The sequence below is a fragment of the Variovorax sp. V213 genome (assembly GCF_041154455.1).
Taxonomy (GTDB): Bacteria; Pseudomonadota; Gammaproteobacteria; order Burkholderiales; family Burkholderiaceae_C; genus Variovorax.
Genome location: NZ_AP028664.1, coordinates 367,547 through 386,546, shown reverse-complemented (window position 1 = coordinate 386,546; position 19,000 = coordinate 367,547). Strand labels below are relative to the sequence as shown.

The 19,000-nt window shown below is 68.0% G+C and carries 16 protein-coding genes and 2 pseudogenes; 8 read left to right on the top strand and 10 right to left on the bottom strand.

Translation table 11 applies throughout. From position 1 onward, the window contains the following. Positions 1–188: 188 nt before the first annotated feature. Together ACAM55_RS01970 and rocF are read left to right on the top strand one after the other, a co-directional pair. Positions 189–2,120 (top strand): annotated as a pseudogene (locus ACAM55_RS01970) (prolyl oligopeptidase family protein); the annotation flags it as partial. A 121-nt stretch (positions 2,121–2,241) separates the two neighbouring features. Next, positions 2,242–3,165, top strand: coding sequence for an arginase (gene rocF, locus ACAM55_RS01965; RefSeq protein ID WP_369654429.1), 924 nt, complete (start codon positions 2,242–2,244; stop codon positions 3,163–3,165). A gap of 16 nt (positions 3,166–3,181) precedes the next feature. Here the strand turns inward: rocF and ACAM55_RS01960 are convergent, their stop codons facing one another. The 4 genes from ACAM55_RS01960 to ACAM55_RS01945 all read right to left on the bottom strand — a co-directional run bounded on the left by ACAM55_RS01960 (position 3,182) and on the right by ACAM55_RS01945 (position 9,016). Further along, entirely contained in the window at positions 3,182–3,862 is a 681-nt protein-coding gene (locus tag ACAM55_RS01960) for a DUF2242 domain-containing protein (RefSeq protein WP_369656488.1), read from the bottom strand. 93 nt (positions 3,863–3,955) lie between these two features. Then, the gene (locus ACAM55_RS01955; RefSeq protein ID WP_369654428.1) at positions 3,956–4,609 is read right to left on the bottom strand and encodes a nucleoside/nucleotide kinase family protein; all 654 of its coding nucleotides are present in this window, start codon (positions 4,607–4,609) and stop codon (positions 3,956–3,958) included. Positions 4,610–4,642: 33 nt separating this feature from the next. Beyond that, positions 4,643–5,917, bottom strand: coding sequence for a Glu/Leu/Phe/Val dehydrogenase (locus tag ACAM55_RS01950; protein ID WP_369654427.1), 1,275 nt, complete (start codon positions 5,915–5,917; stop codon positions 4,643–4,645). 126 nt (positions 5,918–6,043) lie between these two features. Continuing rightward, entirely contained in the window at positions 6,044–9,016 is a 2,973-nt protein-coding gene (locus ACAM55_RS01945) for an L-glutamate gamma-semialdehyde dehydrogenase (RefSeq protein ID WP_369654426.1), read from the bottom strand. 88 nt (positions 9,017–9,104) lie between these two features. Between ACAM55_RS01945 and ACAM55_RS01940 the strand changes: the two genes are divergently transcribed. After that, a complete protein-coding gene (locus tag ACAM55_RS01940) occupies positions 9,105–9,578 on the top strand; it encodes an Lrp/AsnC ligand binding domain-containing protein (RefSeq protein WP_369654425.1) in 474 nt (157 codons plus the stop codon). Between the two features lie 2 nt (positions 9,579–9,580). Here ACAM55_RS01940 and ACAM55_RS01935 read toward each other — a convergent pair whose 3' ends face one another. Continuing rightward, positions 9,581–10,282, bottom strand: coding sequence for a YggS family pyridoxal phosphate-dependent enzyme (locus tag ACAM55_RS01935; RefSeq protein WP_369654424.1), 702 nt, complete (start codon positions 10,280–10,282; stop codon positions 9,581–9,583). A 51-nt stretch (positions 10,283–10,333) separates the two neighbouring features. On the opposite strand from ACAM55_RS01935, the gene ACAM55_RS01930 reads away from it, so the two are divergent. From ACAM55_RS01930 to ACAM55_RS01920, 3 genes are all read left to right on the top strand, one after another. Next, complete coding sequence (locus ACAM55_RS01930; RefSeq protein WP_369654423.1) at positions 10,334–11,377, top strand: type IV pilus twitching motility protein PilT; 1,044 nt, start codon at positions 10,334–10,336, stop codon at positions 11,375–11,377. 28 nt (positions 11,378–11,405) lie between these two features. Next, positions 11,406–12,542, top strand: a complete 1,137-nt coding sequence (locus ACAM55_RS01925) for a PilT/PilU family type 4a pilus ATPase (RefSeq protein WP_369654422.1) — start codon at positions 11,406–11,408, stop codon at positions 12,540–12,542. A gap of 137 nt (positions 12,543–12,679) precedes the next feature. Continuing rightward, positions 12,680–13,588 carry an NAD(P)-dependent oxidoreductase gene (locus ACAM55_RS01920; RefSeq protein ID WP_369654421.1) on the top strand — a complete coding sequence of 303 codons (909 nt, stop codon included), beginning with the start codon at positions 12,680–12,682 and terminating at the stop codon, positions 13,586–13,588. 42 nt (positions 13,589–13,630) lie between these two features. Here ACAM55_RS01920 and ACAM55_RS01915 read toward each other — a convergent pair whose 3' ends face one another. The 3 genes and pseudogenes from ACAM55_RS01915 to ACAM55_RS01905 form a co-directional block, all read right to left on the bottom strand. Beyond that, entirely contained in the window at positions 13,631–14,383 is a 753-nt protein-coding gene (locus ACAM55_RS01915) for a BON domain-containing protein (protein ID WP_369654420.1), read from the bottom strand. Next, the gene (locus ACAM55_RS01910) at positions 14,380–15,024 is read right to left on the bottom strand and encodes an SIS domain-containing protein (RefSeq protein ID WP_369654419.1); all 645 of its coding nucleotides are present in this window, start codon (positions 15,022–15,024) and stop codon (positions 14,380–14,382) included. The genes ACAM55_RS01915 and ACAM55_RS01910 overlap by 4 nt, the downstream gene beginning before the upstream one ends. 65 nt (positions 15,025–15,089) lie before the next feature. Continuing rightward, positions 15,090–15,466, bottom strand: a pseudogene (locus ACAM55_RS01905) (YraN family protein). Between the two features lie 47 nt (positions 15,467–15,513). On the opposite strand from ACAM55_RS01905, the gene rsmI reads away from it, so the two are divergent. Continuing rightward, a complete protein-coding gene (gene rsmI, locus ACAM55_RS01900) occupies positions 15,514–16,473 on the top strand; it encodes a 16S rRNA (cytidine(1402)-2'-O)-methyltransferase (RefSeq protein ID WP_369654418.1) in 960 nt (319 codons plus the stop codon). A gap of 2 nt (positions 16,474–16,475) precedes the next feature. On the opposite strand, the gene ACAM55_RS01895 is transcribed toward rsmI, so the two are convergent. Both ACAM55_RS01895 and ACAM55_RS01890 read right to left on the bottom strand, forming a co-directional pair. Further along, entirely contained in the window at positions 16,476–17,207 is a 732-nt protein-coding gene (locus tag ACAM55_RS01895) for a glutathione S-transferase (RefSeq protein WP_369654417.1), read from the bottom strand. Positions 17,208–17,260: 53 nt separating this feature from the next. After that, the gene (locus ACAM55_RS01890; protein WP_369654416.1) at positions 17,261–17,893 is read right to left on the bottom strand and encodes an FMN-dependent NADH-azoreductase; all 633 of its coding nucleotides are present in this window, start codon (positions 17,891–17,893) and stop codon (positions 17,261–17,263) included. Between the two features lie 110 nt (positions 17,894–18,003). Between ACAM55_RS01890 and ACAM55_RS01885 the strand changes: the two genes are divergently transcribed. Next, positions 18,004–18,906: a LysR family transcriptional regulator gene (locus ACAM55_RS01885; RefSeq protein WP_369654415.1), complete on the top strand. Its 903-nt coding sequence runs from the start codon at positions 18,004–18,006 to the stop codon at positions 18,904–18,906. Positions 18,907–19,000 lie beyond the last annotated feature (94 nt).

Here is a 19,000-nt window from a genome sequence, read left to right as displayed (position 1 = left end):
GTGTCATGTCTCCTTGTGTGCGCAGGCGCCCTCCGGCAGGATACCCGTGCACGGCCCTGCCCATCGAGCCGAAAGCATCGAACGCGGGTTTGTCCCGAGACCCTTGCGCGGTGCGCTATTAATTCAATAGCTTCAACGGACCTTGCCCGGGACATGCCCTCTTCACGCCGGATTCGTACACTGGGCCCATGACATCCATCGCTTCCATGCAGACCGACGAGTTCCTGTGGCTCGAAGACATCGACGGGGCCGAACAGCTCGACTGGGCCCGGCAGCACAACGCGAAGACCGTGCAGCGCTATGCGCAATCGCCCGCCTTCAAGCAGATGGAGCAAGGCATCCTCGAAGTGCTCGACTCCGATGCGCGGATTCCGATGGTGCACAAGATCGGCCCGCTCTTCTACAACTTCTGGCGCGACAAGAAGAACCCCAAGGGCCTGTGGCGCCGCACCACGCTGGCCGAATACCGCAAGCCGCAGCCCGACTGGGAGACCGTGATCGATCTCGATGCGCTGGCCGAGGCCGACAAGGAAAACTGGGTCTGGCACGGCGCGCAGTGCCTCCAGCCCGACTACAAGCGCTGCCTGGTTTCGCTCTCGCGCGGCGGTGCCGACGCCGACGTGGTGCGCGAGTTCGACCTCGAGCTCAGGCAGTTCGTCACCGGCGGCTTCACGCTGCCCGAGGCCAAGAGCAACGTGGCCTGGAAAGACATCGATCATCTCTACGTGGCCACAGATTTCGGCCCCGGCTCGATGACCAGCTCCAGCTACCCGCGCATCGTGAAAGAGTGGAAGCGCGGCACGCCGCTTGCGAGCGCGGCGACGGTGTATGAAGGCGGCGCGGAAGACATGACGGTCAGCGCCTGGCGCGACAACACGCCGGGCTTCGAGCGCGACTTCGTGTCGCGCCAGATGGACTTCTACGACAGCGAGACCTGGCTGCGCGGCAGCGACGGCCGGCTGGCGAAGATCGACGTGCCCGACGACGCCAACGCCGAGGTCACGCGCGAGTGGATGCTGGTCGAGCCGCGCAGCCCCTGGACGGTGGGTGGCGCCACCTACAAGCCGGGCTCGCTGCTGGCGACGAGGTTCGACGACTACATGGCCGGCAAGCGCGAGATCACCGTGCTGTTCGAGCCCGACGACACCACCGCGCTCGACGACCATTCGTGGACCCGCCACCACCTGATCCTCAACGTGATGCACGACGTGGTGAACAAGCTCGAAGTGCTCACCCCGCAAGCGGGCTCGCAGGAATGGAAGCGCGAAAGCCTGGGCGGCGCTCCAGAGCTCTCGACCATCGCCGCCGGCGGTATCGACGAAGACGAGAACGACGACTATTTTCTGACCGTGAGCGGCTTCCTGCAGCCGACCACGCTCTACATCGGCACCATCGGCCAGGGCGAGCCCGAGCCGCTGAAAGACAGCCCCGCGTTCTTCGATGCCTCGCGCCATCGCGTGAGCCAGCATTTCGCCACCTCGAAGGACGGAACGCGCGTGCCCTATTTCGAGGTTGCCCCGAAGAACCTGCAGGCCGACGGCAGGAACCCGACGCTGCAATACGCCTACGGCGGCTTCGAGATCTCGCTGCAGCCCAGCTACAGCGGCAGCATCGGCCGTGCCTGGCTCGATCAGGGCGGCGTGTACGTGGTGGCCAACATCCGCGGCGGCGGCGAGTACGGGCCGCGCTGGCACCAGGCCGCGCTGCAGCAGAACCGGCTGCGCACCTGCGAAGACTTCGCCGCTGTTTCGGAGCACCTCATCGCGCGCAACATCACCTCGCCCCAACACCTGGGCGCCATGGGCGGCAGCAACGGCGGCTTGCTGATGGGCAACATGCTCACGCTTCATCCCAGACTCTACGGCGCCATCGTGAGCGAGGTGGCGCTGCTGGACATGAAGCGCTACACCCAGCTGTCGGCCGGCGCTTCGTGGATCGCCGAATACGGCGACCCGGAAGATCCGCAAGAATGGGCGTGGATGCAGGCGTTTTCTCCCTATGAGAACGCCCGGCCGGGGCAGCCCTACCCGCCGGCGCTCTTCACCACGTCGACGCGCGACGACCGCGTGGGCCCGGTGCATGCGCGCAAGATGTATGCGAGGCTCGCCGCCATGGGCTACGACACCAGCTTCTACGAGAACATGGAAGGCGGCCACAGCGCGGCGGCGGACAACAAGGAATCGGCCTTCATGGACGCCCTGGGCTACGCCTACTCTGGAAGCACATCGGACGCACATCGACATGAGCAACGACAACGGCACCACCCTCGAACTGATCGGCGCCCCCACCGACGTCGGCGCCAGCGTGCGCGGTGCCGGCATGGGCCCCGATGCGCTGCGCGTGGCGGGACTTCCGGAGGCGCTTGCGCGGCAGGGCTTCACCGTGCTCGACCGCGGCAATCTCGCCGGGCCGGCCACGCCCTGGACCGCGCCGGCCAACGGGCTGCGCCACCTCGACGAGGTGATTGCCTGGAACCGTTCCGTCTACGCCGCCGTGGACACCGCGCTGGGCACCGGCCATGTGCCGCTCATGATGGGCGGCGACCATTGCCTTGCCATCGGCTCGATCAGCGCCGTGGCCTGGCATGCGCGCAAGCGCGGCAAGAAGCTGCGCGTGCTGTGGCTCGATGCGCACTCCGACGTCAACACCGAAACCACCAGCCCGAGCGGCAACCTGCACGGCATGCCCGTGTCGTGCCTGCTGGGCCACGGGCCCGCGGTGCTCACCGGCTGGAGCGGCGAACGCGCGGCGCTGGAGCACGACGCCATCCGCTTCATCGGCATCCGCAGCGTCGACGCGGACGAGAAAGAGGCCATCCGCACCCTCGGCCTGCACGTGTTCGACATGCGCCACATCGACGAGCACGGCATGCGCACCACCATGACCGAGGCGCTGCAGGACGTGGACGAGGACACCCACCTGCACGTGAGCTTCGACCTGGACTGCCTCGATCCGGGCATTGCGCCCGGCGTGGGCACGGGCGTGCGCGGCGGACCGACCTACCGCGAGATGCAGCTGTGCATGGAAATGATCGCCGACACCGGCCGGCTGGGCTCGGTCGACGTGGTGGAGCTCAATCCTGCGCTCGACGTGCGCAACCAGACCGCCGAGGTGGCGGTGGAGCTGATCGAGAGCCTGTTCGGAAAATCGACGCTGGTGCGCTGAGCGCGTCAGGCCGGTCTCAACCCGGGATCGGAACCGGCTTCACGGGAAAAGGCGTGGCCGGCGCCGGGGGTGCCAACGGCGCCGATGGCCGCGGCGCTTCGGGCGCGACGCTGGGCACTTCGGGCTCTTCGCCGCCCTGGCCCTCGAGAAAACGATCGAGCAGCGCAAAGAAGCGGTCGTAGAAAAGCTCGTCGGTCAGCGTTTCGCTGGCTACCTTGACCATTGCGTCGTCGCTGCCGGCAAAAGGCAGCGAAAGCGAGCCGAAGGCGCCGACCCCCACGCTGGCCGAACTATTGACCTTCTTGATGCCGTAGCGGTCCTGCAGCGCGGTCGCAAAGGCCACGGTGCTGCGCTTGCCGGCCTTGCCGCCTTCGCGCGCGCACACCACGCGGAACTCCACCTCGACATGCACCTCGGAGGCCGGCTGGAAACTCTTGCGCCCCGTCACCAGGTCGGGGTTGGCCGCGCTGATCATGTAGCCCTGGCTCAGCAGGGCGCGGCGCGCGGCTTCGCAGGTCTGGGCCTCGGTGGCGGCGTAGGTGCGCGTGTGGGTGGTGGTGGAGTCGAACTCCTCGGTCTCGTACGACACCCGGCGCGGGCTGCTGCCGCAGGCGGCAAGCAAGAAGATCGACGACAGGCCGAGGACCAGAACCGGAGCGCGAACGACGGAAAAGGCGGAAGAGAAACGAAGGGGCATGGTCATGGAGCGGCGAATCCTAACCGGCGTCTCCGCCGGCGAGGTTTCGAGCATCGCCGGGCGCCGGCGTTCCCCAACGCGGCACAAGAATTTTCAGGACCAGCGCAGCACGTGGTGCGCACGCACGCGCGTCGCGGCAATCAAGCGGGCATTGGGCGCGTCGGTGCGGGCCACCCAGTCGCGCGCGGCCTCGGCGCTGCGGCCGAACTGCTGGTGGCGCTTTTGCAAGCGCTCTTCGCGCACCGCATCGTCGATCTCGACGTACCAGACCTCGTCGAGCATGGCCGCAGCGCCGGCCCAGGGGCCGTCGTCGTGCAGGAGATAGTTGCCCTCGGTGATCACCAGCTGCGTCTGCGGCAGCACCGCGATGGCACCGGCGATCGGCTCCTCGATCTCGCGGCGGAACTCGGGGGCGTAGACGATGGGGTCGTCCGGCCCCTGCGCGCGCAGCCGCTGCAGCAGCGCCACATAGCCGGCGCTGTCGAAGGTGTCGGGCGCGCCCTTGCGGCCGGCTCGGCCGAGCCGTTGCAGCTCGACGTTGGCCAGGTGGAAACCGTCCATCGGCACGACCTGCGCACGGCCCGCGCCCACGGCCTGAAGCAGTGCCAGCGCGAGCGTGGACTTGCCCGCGCCAGGTGCGCCGACCAGCCCCAGCAGCTTGCGCTGCCCGCTGGCCAACAGGGCCTGCAGGCGGGCCAGGCCGTCCGCAGGAATGGGAGGGAGTTTCTGCACGGGGATGGTGGTCATGCCCCGAGCGTACCGCCCCTTTCCGTCAAGAAATCACGGGTACAAACCGCGCTCTTGACGAGCCATCAGGATGCGTTCGCAAGCCACGGCATATGTCGCCGTGCGCAGCGAGATCTTGTGCTTGTCGGCCGTGTCCCAGATCTGGTTGAGCGCGTTCATCATGATGCGGTCCAGGCGCACGTTGATCTCGTCCTCGTCCCAGAAGAAGGAAGAGAAGTCCTGCACCCATTCGAAGTAGCTCACCGTCACGCCGCCGGCGTTGCAGATCACGTCGGGCACCACCAGCACGCCGCGCTCGGCCAGGATGTCGTCGGCCACAGGCACCGTGGGGCCGTTGGCGCCTTCGAGCACCAGCTTGGCGGTGGTCCTCTGCGCGCGCTCGGCCGTGATCTGGCCTTCGAGTGCGGCGGGAATCAGGATGTCGCAGGCCACGCCCCAGAAGTCTTCGTTCGGCACGATGTCGCCGCCGGCCTTGAAGCCGACCACGCCGTCGGTGCGCGAGATGGGCACCAGCTTGGCGAGGTCGAGGCCGTTCGAATTGACGATGGTGCCGGTGTGGTCTTGCACCGCGACGATCTTGGCGCCCGCTTCCGCAAAGAGTTCGGCCGCGACCGAGCCCACGTTGCCGAAGCCCTGCACCGCGATGCGCGCGCCGCGCAGGTCCATGCCAAGGCGGCGCGCCGCCTCGCGGCCGGTGACGAACACGCCGCGGCCGGTGGCCTTGACGCGGCCGAGCGAGCCGCCCAGGTGCAGCGGCTTGCCGGTGACCACGCCGGTGGCGGTGCCGCCGACGTTCATCGAGTAGGTGTCCATCATCCACGCCATGATCTGCGCGTTGGTGTTCACGTCGGGCGCGGGAATGTCGGTGTGCGGGCCGATGATGATGCCGATCTCGCTCGTGTAGCGGCGCGTGACCTTCTCCAGCTCCTGCAGCGACAGCTTCTTGGGATCGACGCGGATGCCGCCCTTGGCGCCGCCGTAAGGCAGGTTGACGGCCGCGGTCTTGATGGTCATCCAGGCCGACAGCGCCATCACTTCTTCCAGCGTGACGTCGGGGTGGAAGCGCACGCCGCCCTTGCCCGGGCCGCGGCTCATGTTGTGCTGCACGCGGTAGCCCTCGAAGTGGGCGATGGTGCCGTCGTCCATCTCGATCGGCACGTCGACGATCAGCGCGCGCTTGGGGCGCTTGAGTGTTTCGACCCAGCGGGCCAGCGGGCCGAGGTAGGGCACCACGCGGTCGACCTGCGAGAGGTACGTGCCCCAGGGGCTGTTGGCGGTCGGATTGACGAAGGAGAGCTTTTCACTCATGGGAGGTCCCTTGTTTTGAATGGATGGCCGCAACGATAGACCTCTCCCGCCCGCCGCGCCATGGCTTATGCACGCCGCGTTGGACGGTTATGCAAGAGCGGCTTGGCCGGCCACCCGCCCAAGGGCCTACGCCACCGCGCTCAGCAGGGCCGCATTGCCGCCGGCCGCCGTGGTGTTGACCGTGACCGTCTGCTCGGCGCAGAAGCGATACAGATAGTGCGGCCCGCCGGCCTTGGGCCCGGTGCCGCTCAGGCCCTCGCCCCCGAAGGGCTGCACGCCGACGACCGCGCCGATGATGTTGCGGTTCACGTAGATGTTGCCCACGTGCGCGCGGGTGGCGAGCGCCTGGGCGCGCGAATCGATGCGGGTCTGGATGCCGAGCGTGAGGCCGTACCCGAGCGCGTTGATGCGGTCGATCACCTCTGCGGGATCGCTCAGCCCGCCCCGGCCCCAGCGCGCGATCTGCAGCACCGGGCCGAAGATTTCGCTGGTCACGCGGTCGATGGAGGTCACCTCGAAGGCCTGCGGCACGATCAGGTTGCCCTCGGTCGAAGAAGAAGCCGGTGCAAGAAGACGCTTCGCCTCCGAATCCAGCCGCTTCAGGTCGCGCCGGATGTTGTCGGCGGCTTCGCGGTCGATCACGGGGCCCACGTCGGTCGACAGCCGGGCCGGGTCGCCGGCGGCCAGTTCCCCGGCCGCGCCGCGGATCATCTCGATCACCGCGTCGGCAATGCTGTCGTGCAGCACCAGGAGGCGCAGCGCCGAGCAGCGCTGGCCGGCCGAGCGGAATGCGCTTTGCACCACGGCATCGACCACCTGCTCGGGCAGCGCGCTGGAATCGACCAGCATCGCGTTGATGCCGCCGGTCTCGGCGATCAGCGGCACGATGGGGCCGTCCTTGGCCGCCAGCGCGCGATGGATGATCCGCGCCACCTGCGTCGAGCCGGTGAACACCACCCCCGCCACGCCCGGCGCCGCCACCAGCGCCGCGCCCACGGTTTCGCCCGGGCCATGCAGCAATTGCAGCGCGTCGGTCGGCACGCCGGCGGCGTGCAGCAGCTTCACGGCTTCGAGTGCGACGGCTGGCGTCTGCTCGGCCGGCTTGGCCAGCACGGTGTTGCCCGTGGCCAGCGCGGCCGCCACCTGGCCCATGAAGATCGCGAGCGGAAAATTCCAGGGGCTGATGCAGACCCAGGGCCCGCGCGCGGTGAGCCGCAGCTCGTTGCTCTCGCCAGTGGGACCGGGCAGTGCCACGGGCTGCATGATGCGTTCGGCCTCGTCGGCGTAGTAGCGCAGGAAATCGATGGCCTCGCGCACTTCGGCGACCGCGTCGCCCCAGGTCTTGAAGGCCTCCTTCACCAGCAGCGCGCAAAAGCGCGGCAGCTCGCGCTGGAGCGAATCGGCGGCCTGGCGCAGCATGGCGGCGCGCGCCTCGACCGGCGTCTTGCGCCAGCTGCGGAAGCTGGCGGCACTGGCGGCAACGGCCGTTGCCGCGCTGGCCGCATCGAACGCTTCGACGCGAGGCACGGCCGTGGTTGCCAGGGCCGCCAGCAGCGGCGCGCGCATCGACTCGACCGCAAGGTCCACGCCTTCGCTGTTGCGCCGCGCAGGAAGAGGCCCATAGAGCGCCGGCGGCAGCGGCAGGTTGGCGTTGGTGGGCTCGAGCCAGAGCGGCGACGTGAGCAGCTCGTCGATGTCCACAGCCTCGTCGCCCAGCTGGTTCACGAACGATGAATTGGCGCCGTTCTCGAGCAAGCGCCGCACGAGGTAGGCGAGCAGGTCCTTGTGCTGGCCCACCGGCGCATACACGCGCACCGGCGCGGCCGTGCTCTTCATCACTTCGCGGTAGACGCCCTCGCCCATGCCATGCAGGCGCTGCAGCTCGAACGGCGCCTGCGCCGCTTCGGCCATCTGCAGGATGGCCGCGATGGTGCCCGCGTTGTGCGTGGCGAACTGCGGATAGATCGCGTCGGGCGCCGCAAGCAGCGCACGCGCGCAGGCCAGGTAGCTGACGTCGCTGTGATGCTTGTGCGTAAAGACCGGATAGTGCGGCAGCCCGAGCTCCTGCGCGCGCTTGATCTCGGCGTCCCAATAGGCGCCCTTCACGAGGCGGCACATCAGGCGCAGCCGGTGCTTGCGCGCCACCGCCGTGACATGCTCGATCAGCTCGAGCGCCCGCGTCTGGTAGGCCTGCAGCGCGAGGCCGAAGCCGCGCCACTGCGGCTGCTCGGCCGCCACGCGCGCGGCCAGCGCCTCGAACACGTCGAGCGACAGCTCGAGCCGGTCGACTTCTTCCGCGTCGATGGTGAGGTTGAGGTTAGCCGCGGCCGCCAGCTCGCACAGCTGCCATACGCGCGGCACCAGTTCGCGCATCACGCGTTCGCGCTGCGCGTCTTCATAGCGCGGATGCAGCGCGCTGAGCTTGATGGAGATGCCGTCGTTGTGCTCGGGCGGTCGCGCCGCATCGGCACCGGCCGCGATGGCGCGGATGGCATGCGTATAGCTCTCGAGATAGCGCAGCGCATCGGCGTCGGTGCGCGCGCCTTCGCCGAGCATGTCGTAGCTGAAGCGCAGGGCGCCCTGCTTGCGGTGCGCCGAGCGGGCCTCGTCCATGGCTTCGGCGATGGTCTGGCCCAGCACGAACTGGCGCCCCAGCAGTTGCACTGCGCGCAGCGTGGCAGCCACCACCGTGCGCGCGCCGAGCTTGGCCATGAGGCCGGGCGGGTGGTCGCCTTCGGGCAGGAATTTCTTCGACATCGCGATGGCCGCGGAAGAAAGGCGCGACAGCGTGGAATCGGCCGCGCCCTCGAAATCGGCCCGGCCCAGCTGGTCGGCCGTGAGCGCGATGGCCGTGGCCGCGTCGGGCACGCGAAGCAGCGCCTCGGCCAGGCGCATCAATGCGAGGCCTTCGGCGCTGGAGATGGGGTATTCGCGCAGCAGGCTTTCCATGGCCCAGAACGGCGGCGGGTGCCGTCGCACCGCCTCCACCCAGGGGCGCGCGGCGGCGACGGCGGCGCTCCAGTCGAGGGCGCCTTCGAGCGAGGCAAGGCGGTGCGAGACGATGTCGGCTTCGGGCCGGTAAGGGATAGGCAGGTGCATGGCAGTTCCTTGGGGCTATCCCCTATGGTCTTTGGATATAGACCGAATCTTTTGCCAAAAAATATAGGCTCAACCGGATAATTCACCAATGCACGACCTGGACCTGGACCGCATCGATCTCCGGCTCCTGAAGATTCTTCAGCAGGATGGCCGCATCACCAACCTCAAGTTGGCCGAGGCGGTGGCGCTCTCGCCCACCGCGGTGCTGGCGCGGGTGCAGCGGCTCACGCGGGACGGCTTCATCCTGGGCTACGAGGCGAGGCTCGATCCCCACAAGCTCGGGCGCGGCCTCACGGTGTTCGTCGAAATACTGCTCGACCGCACCACGCCCAACGTGTTCGATCAGTTCAAGGCGGCCGTGCAGGTGCGCGACGAGATCATGGAATGCCACATGGTGGCGGGCGGCTTCGACTACCTGCTCAAGACCCGCATGGCCGACATGGCGGCGTACCGCGAGTTCGCGGGCACGGTGCTGTGGCAGTTGCCCGGCGTGCGCGAAACCCGTACCTACGCGGTCATGGAAGAAGTGAAGAGCAGCGCGCGGCTGCCGCTCGACGTCTAGCGTCAGGCCGGTTTTTTCGGGCGGCCGCCGAAGATGGCGGTGCCGATGCGCACCATCGTGCTGCCGGCGCTGATGGCCGCCTCGAGGTCGGCGCTCATGCCGAGCGAGAGCGTGTCGATCTCGATGCCGGCGGCTCGAATGGCGTCGTAGACGGCGCGGGCGCGCAGGCAGAGTTCGCGCTGCGCGGCGAAATCCGGCGCCGGTTCGGGAATGGCCATGAGCCCGCGCAGCTGCAAATGTGGCAACGCCGCCACAGCGCGTGCGAGCGTCAGCGCCTCTTCCGGCGGCACGCCGGACTTGTTCGCGCCGCCATCCACGTTGACTTGCAGGCACACCTGCAGCGGCGGCAAATGCGCCGGCCGCTGCGCGGAAAGACGCTCGGCAATCTTGAGCCGGTCGATGCCGTGCACCCAGTCGAAATGCTCGGCCACGGGCCGCGTCTTGTTGCTTTGCAGAGGGCCGATGCAGTGCCATTCGAGTTGTGCGCGCAAATCCGAAAGCGCCTCGATCTTGTCCAGCCCCTCTTGCACATAGTTCTCGCCAAAGGCCCGCTGCCCTGCCTCATGGGCCTCGCGCACGGCCTCCGGACCGAAGGTCTTGGACACCGCCAGCAACCGGACTTCGGTCGGGTTGCGCCCCTCGGCGGCGCACGCCTTTGCGATCCGGCTCTTTACTTGCTGGAGGTCGTCGCCAATCATCGTCATAATCGTCCCCAAATCGTATCAAAACGTCACCGAACTCGATCGAGGAGCCCCGTGGACATTACCCAACTGCTGGCATTCAGCGTCAAGAACAAAGCCTCCGACCTGCATTTGTCGGCCGGGCTCCCGCCGATGATTCGCGTTCACGGCGACGTGCGGCGCATCAACGTCGATGCGCTCGACCACAAGGCGGTGCACGCCATGGTGTACGACATCATGAGCGACACGCACCGCAAGCACTACGAAGAGTTCCTGGAGGTCGACTTCTCGTTCGAGATCGACGGCCTGGCGCGCTTCCGCGTGAATGCATTCAACCAGGCGCGCGGCGCGGCCGCGGTGTTCCGGACCATTCCTTCGAAGATCCTCACGCTGGAGCAGCTGAACGCGCCGAAGATTTTCGCGGAACTGGCGCTCAAGCCGCGCGGGCTGGTGCTGGTGACGGGGCCCACCGGCTCGGGCAAGTCGACCACGCTGGCCGCGATGGTCAACTACCTGAACGAAAACGAGTACGGCCACATCCTGACGGTGGAAGACCCGATCGAGTTCGTGCACGAGTCGAAGAAGTGCCTGATCAACCAGCGCGAGGTCGGGCCGATGACGCTCTCGTTCTCCAACGCCCTGCGCTCGGCACTGCGCGAAGACCCGGACGCCATCCTGGTGGGCGAGTTGCGCGACCTGGAAACCATTCGCCTCGCGATGACCGCGGCCGAAACGGGCCACCTGGTGTTCGGCACGCTGCACACCTCGTCGGCCGCCAAGACCATCGACCGGATCATCGACGTGTTCCCGGGCGAGGAAAAGGAAATGATCCGCGCCATGCTGTCCGAATCGCTGCAGGCCGTGATCTCGCAGACGCTGTGCAAGACCAAGGACGGCCAGGGCCGCGTGGCGGCGCACGAGATCATGCTGGGCACGCCGGCCATCCGCAACCTGATCCGCGAGGCCAAGGTGGCGCAGATGTATTCGGCCATCCAGACCGGCCAGGGCGCGGGCATGCAGACACTGGACCAGAACCTGACCGACCTCGTCCGGCGCAATGCCATTTCGGCGGCCGAGGCGCGCGGCAAGGCCAAGATCCCCGAAAATTTCCCAGGCTGATCCCAGCCCTTCGGAGCACCGACACATCATGGAACGCGATCAAGCCAGCCAGTTCATCAACGACCTGCTCAAGCTCATGGTGAGCCGCAACGGCAGCGACTTGTTCATCACCGCCGACTTTCCGCCCGCGATCAAGGTGGACGGCAAGGTCACCAAGGTGTCGCAGCAGGCGCTGGGCGCGCAGCACACGCTGGCGCTCACGCGCTCGGTCATGAACGACCGCCAGACGGCGGAGTTCGAGCGCACCAAGGAATGCAACTTTGCGATCTCGCCGACCGGCATCGGCCGCTTCCGCGTGAACGCGTTCGTGCAGCAGGGCAAGGTCGGCATGGTGCTGCGGACCATTCCGGCCAAGCTGCCGACCATCGACGGGCTGGGCATGCCGCAGGTGCTGAAGGACGTGTCCATGACCAAGCGCGGCCTCACCATCATGGTGGGCGCCACGGGCTCGGGCAAGTCGACCACGCTGGCCGCGATGATCGACTGGCGCAACGAGAATTCCTACGGCCACATCGTGACGGTGGAAGACCCGGTCGAGTTCGTGCATCCGCACAAGAACTGCGTGGTGACGCAGCGCGAAGTGGGCATCGACACGGACAGCTGGGAAGCCGCGCTCAAGAACACGCTGCGCCAGGCGCCCGACGTGATTTTGATGGGCGAAATCCGCGACCGCGAGACCATGGAGCATGCAGTGGCTTTTGCCGAAACCGGCCACCTGTGCATGGCCACGCTGCACGCCAACAGCGCCAACCAGGCGCTGGACCGGATCATCAACTTCTTCCCCGAAGAGCGCCGCGCCCAGCTGCTGATGGACCTGTCGCTGAACCTGCGCTCGCTGGTCTCGCAGCGCCTGGTGCCCACCGAGGACGGGCTGGGCCGCGTGGCCGCGGTGGAAGTGCTGCTGAACACGCCGCTCATTTCCGACCTGATCTTCAAGGGCGAGGTGGGCGAGATCAAGGAGATCATGCGCAAGAGCCGCAACCTGGGCATGCAGACCTTCGACCAGGCCCTGTTCGACCTGTTCGAGAGCCATTCGATCACTTTTGAAGACGCCATCCGCAACGCCGACTCGGCCAACGACCTGCGCCTGCAGATCAAGCTCAACAGCCAGCGCGCACGCAGCACCGACCTCTCGGCAGGCACCGAGCATTTCGCGATTGTGTAAGACGCCCCCCGAAGCGCCTTCGGCGCCTCCCCCCACTGGGGGGCGCACCCGGCGGCCCGGCAAAGCCGGTTCCGCGGGTGCACTGGGCTGAGCCTGTTCCGAGACGAAGGCGGCTCATTGGCTTTAAGCTCTCGTCCATGAGCAGCATCAATCCCCGAACCTACGAATCCACACCCTCCCAGACGGTGGCCTTCCTGGGCCTTGGCGTCATGGGCGGGCCGATGGCCGGGCACCTGGCCAAGGCTGGCCACAAGGTCACGGTCTACAACCGCACACCGGCCAAGGCCCAGGCCTGGGTGGCCGAATTCGGCGCCCCCGGCCGCCATGCCGCCACCCCGCGCGAAGCGGCAACGGACGCCGACATCGTGTTCGGCTGCGTCGGCAACGACGACGACCTGCGCGCCGTGGTGCTGGGCCCGAACGGTGCCTTTGCGGGCATGAAGCCAGGCAGCGTCTTCGTCGACCACACCACCGCTTCGGCCGACGTGGCGCGCGAGCTGTCGAATGCGGCGCAGTCGGCCGGCTTCCAGTTCATCGATGCGCCGGTGTCCGGCGGGCAGGCCGGCGCGCAGAACGGCGCGCTCACCGTCATGTGCGGCGGCGACAAGGTGAGCTTCGAACGGGTCAAGCCCGTGATGGCCGCCTTCGCGCGGGCCGTCACGCTGCTCGGCGCGAGCGGCGCCGGCCAGCTCGCAAAAATGGTGAACCAGATCGCCATCGCGGGGCTGGTGCAGGGCCTCTCGGAAGCCATTGCCTTCGGCCAGCGCGCCGGCCTCGACATGAAGATGGTGCTCGAGGTGATCGGCAAGGGTGCCGCCCAGAGCTGGCAGATGGACAACCGCGGCAAGACCATGATCGAAGGCAAGTTCGACTACGGCTTTGCCGTCGACTGGATGCGCAAGGACCTGGGCCTGGTGCTCGACGAGGCCAAGCGCAACGGCGCGCGCCTGCCCGTGACGGCGCTGGTCGACCAGTTCTATGCCGACGTGCAGCAGGCCGGCGGCAAGCGCTGGGACACGTCGAGCCTGATCACCCGGCTCAAGTAATAAAAAAAGCCCGCGCAAGCGGGCTTTTTCTTTGGTTTCTGGTCAGCGCACCGGCGTGGGCGTCGCGCCGCCGGGCTGGGCCGGCGGCAGCGGTTCCATCGGCGGCAGCGGCACGCGCGAAGAAGACGAGGACGGCGCGGGCCCAGGTGCAGGCGCAGGCGCCCCCGTGCCGCCCCGCTGCGCCTGGCTGGCCAGTTCGGCCTCGCTCACGATCTCGACCACGCGCACCACCTTCTGCACGCCCGAGACGCCGCGTGCGATTTCGGTCGCGCGGTCGGTTTCGCGCCGTGTGGCGATGCCCATCAGGTAGACCACGCCGCGTTCGGTCACCACCTTGAACGAATTGGCGAAGATGTCCTTGGCATCGAGCAGCGAAGCCTTGATCTTGCCGCTGATGAAGAGGTCGTTCGAGCGTTCCGGGAAGGTGCTGGGCTGGCCGACGGTGAGCTCGTTGACCACCGAGCGCACGTTGTCCACGCGCTGCACCAGGTCCTCGACGCGGCGGCGGTCGGCCTCGCTGCCCACGGCGCCCGTCAGCAGCACCTGGCGGTTGTAGCTCGTGACGCTCACGTACATGTTGTCGTTGGCAATCTCGCGCACGCGCGCGGCCGCGCGCAGTTCGATGCCCTGGTCGTCGAGCTGGGCTCCGGAGCTGCGGCGGTCGGTCGCCACCATGCCCATGCCCACCGCGGCGGCCCCCCCGACCACCAGCGGCACGCAGGCCGAAAGCGCGGCAACCAGCACGGCTCCCGAGGCAAATGCAATGGCGAGGCGTTGGAACGGTGTGGTCGTCATGTGGAAGCTTCCTGTTCTCCGAGTAACTGGGCATCCACACCGTCGCACAGGCAATGCAGTGCGAGCAGGTGGACTTCGTGGATACGCGCCGCACGTTCGTGCGACACGCCGATCTGGACATCCGTTTCGCGCAGCGCGCGTCCGATGGCGCCACCGGTTCCGCTGCTGCCCGCGCCGGGCGATGCAGCCTGGCCGGCGCTGGCATTGCCGAGCAGCGCGACCACGGTCATGTCGCGCTCGTGCGCGGCCAGAACCGCGGCCAGCACGGCGGCCGATTGCCCGCTGGCACTGAGCACCAGCAGCACGTCGCCGGCCTGGCCGAGCGCGCGCACCTGGCGCGCAAAGCGGTCGGCGTCGATGGCGTTGGCGCTGTCGGCCGTGGGGTCGGTGCTGTCGCCGGGCAGCGCGATGGCGGCCAGCTCAGGCCGCTCGCGCTCGAAGCGGCCCACGAAATGGGCCGCGAACTGGGCCGCGAGCAGGCCCGACACGCCCGCGCCGCAGGCCAGCACCTTGCCGCCGCTGGTCACGCACGCGAGCAAGGCCTGCATGGCTTGCGAAATGGGTTTGCTAAGGACTGGGCCGGCCTGGTACTTGAGGTCGGCGCTATCGATGAAGTGTTGCTGAATCCGTTGCTCGAGCATGGGGCGGGATGATACCGGGGGGCAATGAAACAAGACGTGTGCGGTGTGGAGCCTTCGCGGGCCGTTCAGTTCCCGCCCGCATCGAAAGCGCCCTTCAGCCACGTGATGCGCTCCTCGACCAGCACCACGTCGAACCGGCACGGCGGCAGCGCGCGCAGGCCGTTCAGGTAGTGGCGCGCCGCGAAGACGATGCGGCGCTGCTTGACCCCGTGATGCTGCCGCCGGCACCGCCGTGCGTGCCGGTGCTGCGCTGCCGCACCTCGACGAACACCAGCGTGGCGTCGTGCGGATCGCGCATGATCAGGTCGATCTCGCCGCCGCCGCGCCCGGGCATTCGATAATTGCGCGCAACCAGCACCAGGCCGGCATCCTGCAGATGGTCGAGCGCGGCGTCTTCCGCGGCATCGCCACGACGCTTCGTCGTCGTTGTGATGGTCTTCATGCTTGCTCCCTGTCGGCTTTCTTTTTTTGTTTCTTCGGAGAAACCCATTGGCTTCACTAGCACCCGCTTCTTTCGGCGCCGCCCTTGCAGCCGCGCGCGACGCCTCGGGTGCACAGCATTATCCGCAGGGCACGCTGTACGTGGTGGCCACGCCCATCGGCAACCTGGCCGACATCACGTTGCGCGCGCTGCACGTGCTCCAGATCGTGGACGCCATCGCGTGCGAGGACACGCGCCATACTCAGAGCCTGCTGCGCGCCTACGGCATCGACCGGCCGGGTGGCCAGCTGCTGGCCGTGCACCAGCACAACGAGGCCGAGGCGGCGCAGGCGGTGGTTGCGCGCCTCGCCCAGGGTGAGCGCATCGCCTACGTGAGCGACGCCGGCACGCCGGGCGTGAGCGACCCCGGCGCACGGCTGGTGGCCGCGGTGCGCGCAGCCGGCCAGCGCGTGCTGCCGCTGCCGGGCGCAAGCAGCGTGACCACATTGGTCGGCGCGGCCGGGCTGGTGGCCGAGGGTGGCAGCGACGGCAGCGCCAGCAGCGCCTTCGTGTTCGCGGGCTTCCTGCCGACGAAGGCGGGCGAGCGCGACACCGCCGTGCAGGCGCTCGCGCAAGAGCCCCGCGCGGTCGTGCTGCTGGAGGCACCGCACCGCATCGAGGCCCTGGCCCGCGCGCTGGCCGCGCTGGGCGAGCGCCGCATCACCGTGGGACGCGAGCTCACCAAGCAGTTCGAAGAGATTGCGACCGTTTCCGCCGCAGAGTTGCCGGGCTGGTTTGCCGCCGGCCGAGACCGCACGCGCGGCGAATTCGCGCTCGTGCTGCACCCGGTCGCCGCATCCACCGACGACGGCGCCGAAGGCGAACGCGTGCTGCGGCTGCTGCTGGCCGAGCTGCCCGTGAAGACGGCGGTGCGGCTGGCGGCCGAGATCAGCGGCGCGCCCCGCAATGCGCTGTACGAAACGGCGCTGCGCATCCGCAGCGAGGCCGGCTCGGCCGACGACGAATAACCTCAGCCGTCCAGCTCCGCATAGCGCCTGAAGATCCCGTCTTCGTTGAACGCGATGCGGCGCGGGCTTTGCAGGTAGTCGTGCACGCGCTGGCGGCGCCTGACGTTGTCGTGCAGCTTCTCGACCGCGGGCGTGGCGGCCAGCGCCCTGGCCGCAGCCTTGGGGAACGCATAGCGCAGGCCCTCCACCAGCTGGAAGAGCGACAGGTCGGCATAGGTGAGCACATCGCCCACGAGGTGCGACGGCCCCGCCGGATTGCGCTGCAGCACCCGCTCGAACCAGTTCAGGAACTTGGGAATCCGCTCTTCGCGGAAGGCCCGCGCGCGCTGCACGGCCGCGTCGCGCTGGTCTTCGTAGTAGGCGCCCGTGGAAATCGGATGGTGCGTGTCGTGCGCCTCCGCCACCACGTCGGCAATAGTGAGCTGCAGCTGGTGCGTCCAGAGGCCGTCGGATTCGCCGACGCCCGCAAGGCCGAGGCGAGGTCCGAGGTACAGCAGGATGGCCGCGGTCTGCCCGACGACGATGTCGCCATCGATCAGGAACGGCGGCGCGAAGGACGGCCGCACGATCTCGGGGTCGTCGAGCCGGTCGCCCAATGCGGCCTCGCCGCCGCCCTTCGATTCGGGCAGCCGCGCCACGTCGACATAGTTTGCGCCGGCCGCCTCGAGCGCGAGCCGCACGAATTCGCCGCGGCCCTGGATCGTGGGCCAGTAGTGCAGTTGATAGGTGGTCATGCGGCCATGGTGTCAGGGTCCGCGCGCCCCTGCAACCGGCCGCTCTCAGGCCCTCAGAGCCCCTCGGCAAGCTCGGCCGCGCGGCGTTTTGCATCGGTCCGCGCGCCGGCATCGACCTCGGGCCCCATCAAGGTCTTTTCGACCACGACCGCGCGCACCTCGCGCACGCCAATGAACCGCAGCCAGGTCTCGATGTAGGGCAGCTGAAAGTCGAGCGCGTGCGCCGAGCCATCCTTCCCCAAGGGATAGTCCAACCCTCTCGCGCACACCACCGTCGCCATTCGGGTCTGGAGCATGCCCGACAGGCCCGAGGCGTCGAAGCGGAACAGCACGTCCTTGTGCGACACCACGTCGATCAGGTGCTTCAGCTTGTAGGGAATACCAAAGTTCCACAGCGGCATCGCCAGCACGATGTGGTCCGCCGCGTGGAAAGGCGCGGCGATGCGCCGGACTTCGTCCCAGGCCGTTTGCTGGGCGGCGGTGAGCGGCACGCCGTTGATGCCGGCGTACTTGGCGTCGAGCATGTCCTGCGACAGCTCCGGAAGCGCCATCGTCCAGGGGTTGAGCGTGGTGACACGGCACGCCGGGTGGACGCGCTTCACCTCGTCGATGAATGCGCCGGCCACTTCGATGCTGGCCGAGCGCGTTTGCCTGGGAGAGGTCTCGATGTACAGGAGTTCTTTCATGGCTTGCAGAGCGTGAGTGGTTCAGGTCAACCGAGGCTAGACATCAACCAACACGCGCACAAGCAACATAATTTGCGGTAATTCAGAACAAACTGCACTGAATAAAAGCCATGCTCGATTCCCAGCAACTGCGCGCCTTTGTCTCGGTCGCCGACCACGGCAGCGTGACCCGCGCGGCCGAAGCCATGCACCTGACGCAATCGGCCGTCAGCGCACAGATCAAACGGCTCGAAGAACAGCTGGGCTGCCGGGTCTTCGAGCGCACCACTCGCTCGCTGCAGCTCACCGCCCAGGGCAGCGTGCTGCTGAGCTATGCGAGGAGCATCCTCAACCTGCAGCAGCAGGCGGTCTCTCGGCTCGCGGCGCCCCGCCATGCGCCGACGACGCTGCGCCTCGGGTGCTCGGAAGGATTTCCGAGCGAATGGCTGTTTGCCGCGCTCGCAGGCTTTCGCCAGCGCCGGCCCGACGTGCACGTGGAGATCACCGGCGGCATCAGCACGGTGCTGGCCAAACAGGTGCGGCAGCGCTCGCTCGACCTGATGGTCGGAACGGTCTGCGATGCCGGAAGCGACACCGAGACACTCTGGATGGAACCGCTGGTGTGGGCCTTTTCCGAGCGGGCGCTGCTCGACCCCGACGCGCCCGCGCCACTGGCCTTTCTTTCGGAGCCCTGCCCGTTCCGCGAAGCCGCGCTCGCTTCACTGGCCGGCCACGGCGCGGCGAGCTGGCAGATCGTGCTGACCGCCCAAAGTTCTGGCGCGCTGGTGTCGGCCGCCGCCTCCGGCCTGGCCATCACCGTGCTGACGCCGTCGGGCATGCCGCCCGGCCTGCGCTCCATTCCGCCGGGAAGTTTTTTGCCGGCGCTGCCGCCGGCGCGCTTCGTGATCCAGCACGCTGAAAGCGGCAGCGCTTCCGAAGCCCTGTCGGCGCTGGCCGATGAAGTTCGCGAAGCTTGCTTTCGGTGGCGCGGAGCGCACGCTGGTGCGGTCGAGCCGCGAGTTCGCGGGGCGTGAGTCGAATCAACTAGCGGTCAAGCTATCGATCAGCCACCGTGTAGAGCCTGAAGCGACACCGCGTCTTTCCGTAGTTCACACAGCCCCAGAACGG